The organism is Paenibacillus sp. 01T422, from assembly GCF_056398785.1.
Window position 1 is genome coordinate 1 of record NZ_JBFTQB010000719.1, and the last position, 3,436, is coordinate 3,436.

Annotated in this window: 5 protein-coding genes; all 5 read right to left on the reverse strand. The window is 46.7% G+C overall.

All coding sequences use genetic code 11. The features are described from left to right. Positions 1-190, reverse strand: a 190-nt coding sequence (locus tag AC1DUA_RS29730; RefSeq protein WP_477503173.1) for a hypothetical protein, incomplete at its 3' end; no start/stop codon positions are given. Between the two features lie 114 nt (positions 191-304). Continuing rightward, positions 305-1,165, reverse strand: a complete 861-nt coding sequence (locus tag AC1DUA_RS29735; protein ID WP_477503174.1) for an AraC family transcriptional regulator — start codon at positions 1,163-1,165, stop codon at positions 305-307. A gap of 219 nt (positions 1,166-1,384) precedes the next feature. After that, the gene (locus AC1DUA_RS29740) at positions 1,385-2,197 is read right to left on the reverse strand and encodes an MBL fold metallo-hydrolase (protein ID WP_477503175.1); all 813 of its coding nucleotides are present in this window, start codon (positions 2,195-2,197) and stop codon (positions 1,385-1,387) included. Positions 2,198-2,201: 4 nt separating this feature from the next. After that, complete coding sequence (locus AC1DUA_RS29745) at positions 2,202-3,104, reverse strand: SMP-30/gluconolactonase/LRE family protein (RefSeq protein WP_477503176.1); 903 nt, start codon at positions 3,102-3,104, stop codon at positions 2,202-2,204. A gap of 136 nt (positions 3,105-3,240) precedes the next feature. Continuing rightward, positions 3,241-3,436: hypothetical protein (locus tag AC1DUA_RS29750; protein ID WP_477503177.1), on the reverse strand; the 196-nt coding region annotated here is incomplete at its 5' end.

The window sequence follows — 3,436 nt, forward strand, 5'->3', positions numbered from 1 at the left end:
TCCCTGCGCTGTAACGATGTTTTTCATCGCTAACGCGGGCTGAACGCTCCATTTGCCCGCTGTAACGCTGTAAAACACGCTTAACTTCGTGGAAGTCCACCGAAACCGCGTGTCCCTCCGCTCTAACGTTGTTTTTCATCGCTAACGCGGGCTGAACGCTCCATTTGCCCACTGTATCGCTGTAAAACACGCTTATCCTCCCGTGCTTCCAGCACCCTCCCCCACAAACTAGCCCAAACACAAAAGCCCGCTCCAAAAAACGGAGCAGGCCAACCATCCTTTTCACCATATTAAGCGCACACTTTCACATCTGCTTCCTAAGCTGCTGAGGCGTCATGCCCAACGTCTGCTTAAACAGGCGGAAAAACTGCGTTTTATCCTCATATCCGACGCTTCGTCCAATGGATTCGACAGAATCCTTCGTTTCCAGCAGCATCCGCTTTGCTTCGCGCAGCCTGACGTCGTGAACGTATTCCGTGAAGGTGAACCCCAGGCAATCTTTGAACATTTTGCTCAAATAATAGGGGGAATAAAAACTCTCTCTAGCCAAATCATTCAGCGTAATATGCCCCGCGTAATGCTCCTCGATGTAAGACAACAACTGAGGGAGCATGTGATACGCCGTACGCAATTCCGAGTTATGTAGGTTTTCTTGCATCGATCTGAACATCCGTGTCAACAACAGAGTCGCATAGCCGTGAAGCATAGCTAAATAGCCGCTTTTTTTACCACTATATTCCGTGTACATCGTTTCGAGCAGCTGTTCGACCTCAATCATGCTTTTCCCCCTGAACGTGACGTGAGGCGAAGGATTCGCTAGTGAGGACTGGAACTCCTGAAACAACTTGAGTGGGAGGAATTCGGAAGCGCTTTCGGAAACCTGCAATCGATTGCTCAAAAACTCAGGATCAAGCAAAATGTTCATATACTGCATATTCTTCTGAATTTCAAACGAGTGCCGATCCCCAACATTCATGAACAAAAAGTCCCCGCGCTGCACAGCAAATGACTTCCCATTCACTTGATGATAGCCAGCTCCTTGCCCGATATAAACCAGCTCGATAAAATTGTGCGTGTGCTCCGGCTCATTCGCCTTTTGATGAAGCTTGTAAAGCGCGATTTTCTCAGTTTGCTGGATATAGTCAACGGATTGGTACATTTTCATCTGAACAACACTCCATTCATAATGGTCATGTTAGCAGCTGTTTAGGTGCGTACCAGCCTCTTCAGCATATCACAAAATATGGGATAGCTGTAGATGAACATGTGCTTAGTTACAATAGCCTAAGTGGCCTATTTTCACCGCTCGGTCGTGTCGAATGTTCTGAACATAAGGCCACTTAGTGTCTAACTCAGGCGACGCTAAGCAGCCTAATCACTTTGTCTACTTCACTTTCCTATACAAAAGCGTCTCACCCGGTTGAAAAATATGAAACTTCTGCCCCAGATGCTTCTGATAAAGCCGCTCCACGAATGGTGAAATGCCTTCACTATTATTAGGATACATGTCGAAGTGAACAGGTACCACAAGATCAAAATGAAGATAAGCAGCCAAATCTGCCGCTTCCAAAGCATTCATATTACCAACAACACCAAGTCTGTTACGGAAAATATCCCGGCCATTAATCGGCAGGAAGCCTATATCAATGGAATAACCCGACAGCGCTTCAACCAACTCATCTGTTAGCAGCGTATCTCCAGCATGATAGAGGCATAAGTTGTCCCATTTTAGCATGTAGCCCAAATAATGGTCCCAGCCCCCTTCATCCTGCACACGCTTTTCATGCCAAGCCGGTATTGGTTGAATGTTCAGCTCATCAGCGAATGACCAAGCCTCATGAACACCAAGCGCCTGCAGGCGATTTGGAGCAATCCCCATTGCCTCTAGCGCCGGCAAGCAAACCCTAGGAGCACCGAATCGGCAACTCGGAGACGCCTCCGCAATTGCCCGCAGCGTCGCCGGGTCCATATGATCCATATGTTCGTGCGTACAAAGTACAAGATCCAGATCCGTCAATGTCTCCGGTTTCACCGGGGGTGCGTACCTTCTCACCCAGAACTTATCGGGAGACCCACCGAGTTGATCGACAGAATCTGTCAAATACGGGTCAATCGCTATGGCCATGTCGTTTTTTCGCAAAATAACGCCAACCTGTCCGATATACTGAATAGTTAGCTGATTAGATTCTAATGACATACAACTACTCCTTTTGTTGGATGTATGGTGTACCGAATGCCTGCGTCTTCGTTCCTTTAACACCTGGCTTAACAGCAAAAATGCCACCAGCGTGAGGCTGATCTCTTGCCTTTTCGTCCTCCAGCCCTTTTCTTGCGCTTGTTATGTATAAAGTGTCCAGGTYATCTCCGCCAAAAATACACGAGGTCACTTTCGCTGCCGGGACCGCTATGCTCTCTAGTTTAGTACTTGTTCGAGGATTCCAGCGCGACACCTGCCAGCCATCCCAATGAGCAATCCACAGCATCCCTTCGGCATCGATCGTCATACCATCTGGAAATCCTTCTTCATTAGCGAAATCGATCAATGTTCTAGGACGGCTAATTTCTCCTTTTTCCGCGTCAAAATCAAAAGCTAACACCTGTTTTCGCATCGAATCAATATAGTACATCTCTTTTTCATCATGACTCCAGGCAATCCCGTTGGATACACCCACGCCTTCGTGAACTTTGCGGTAGCTATAATCTGTTTCAAGCACATAGAGGGAGCCTGTCGCCCCTTTTTCAATGATTTCCATCGTTCCTGCCCAAAATCGGCCATGGCTATCACATTTTCCATCGTTAAACCGATTGAAAGGCAAGTGTGCTTCTGGATCAATGAGAGGCGTTAACGTGTGATGCTGCATGTTGTACGATTGAAAACCAGATTGTGTCGCCAAAACGACCTCATCTTTCCCGGCACAAACGACTGCACCTACATATTCTCCAATAAGAAATGACTCATTTTGACCGGTCTCCGGATAAAACCTGCAAAACTTTTCTCCTAGAATATCAACCCAATAGAGCGCTTTCTCCTCTTCATTCCAGCTTGGCCCTTCTCCTAGAGTGGCTTTAGCGTCCAGAACAAGCTGTACGTTCTTCGAACCCATTAGACATCAACTCCTCTTCCGTTATTGTAAACCGTCCTCGTAGGAATTGGAAGAAGCAGGAATGCCTTTGCGCAAAAAAAGAAAGGGCTTTCCCTCAGTCATCTTCATGACTTTCAGGAAAACCCTACTCCGATGTTTATGCCTTCAAAAATGAGATGGCATTCAGCAAAAATGTTGCAAAATTGCTGTCGATTTTCTTACCTGACTGAGCTCGAACATACTGATCTAGGGCATTCAAAGCAATTTTGACACCCTTGTCATCCAAGTGTTTTTGCAAAGCCTCAACCATCATTAGCAAGCTGTTATAAATACCTTGATTCGTAATCCAACCC

Excerpts from the sequence above, each read along its gene's own strand:
- AC1DUA_RS29735 (WP_477503174.1), bottom strand. The coding sequence starts at position 1,165 with ATGAAAATGTACCAATCCGTTGACTATATCCAGCAAACTGAGAAAATC.
- AC1DUA_RS29740 (WP_477503175.1), bottom strand. The coding sequence starts at position 2,197 with ATGTCATTAGAATCTAATCAGCTAACTATTCAGTATATCGGACAGGTT.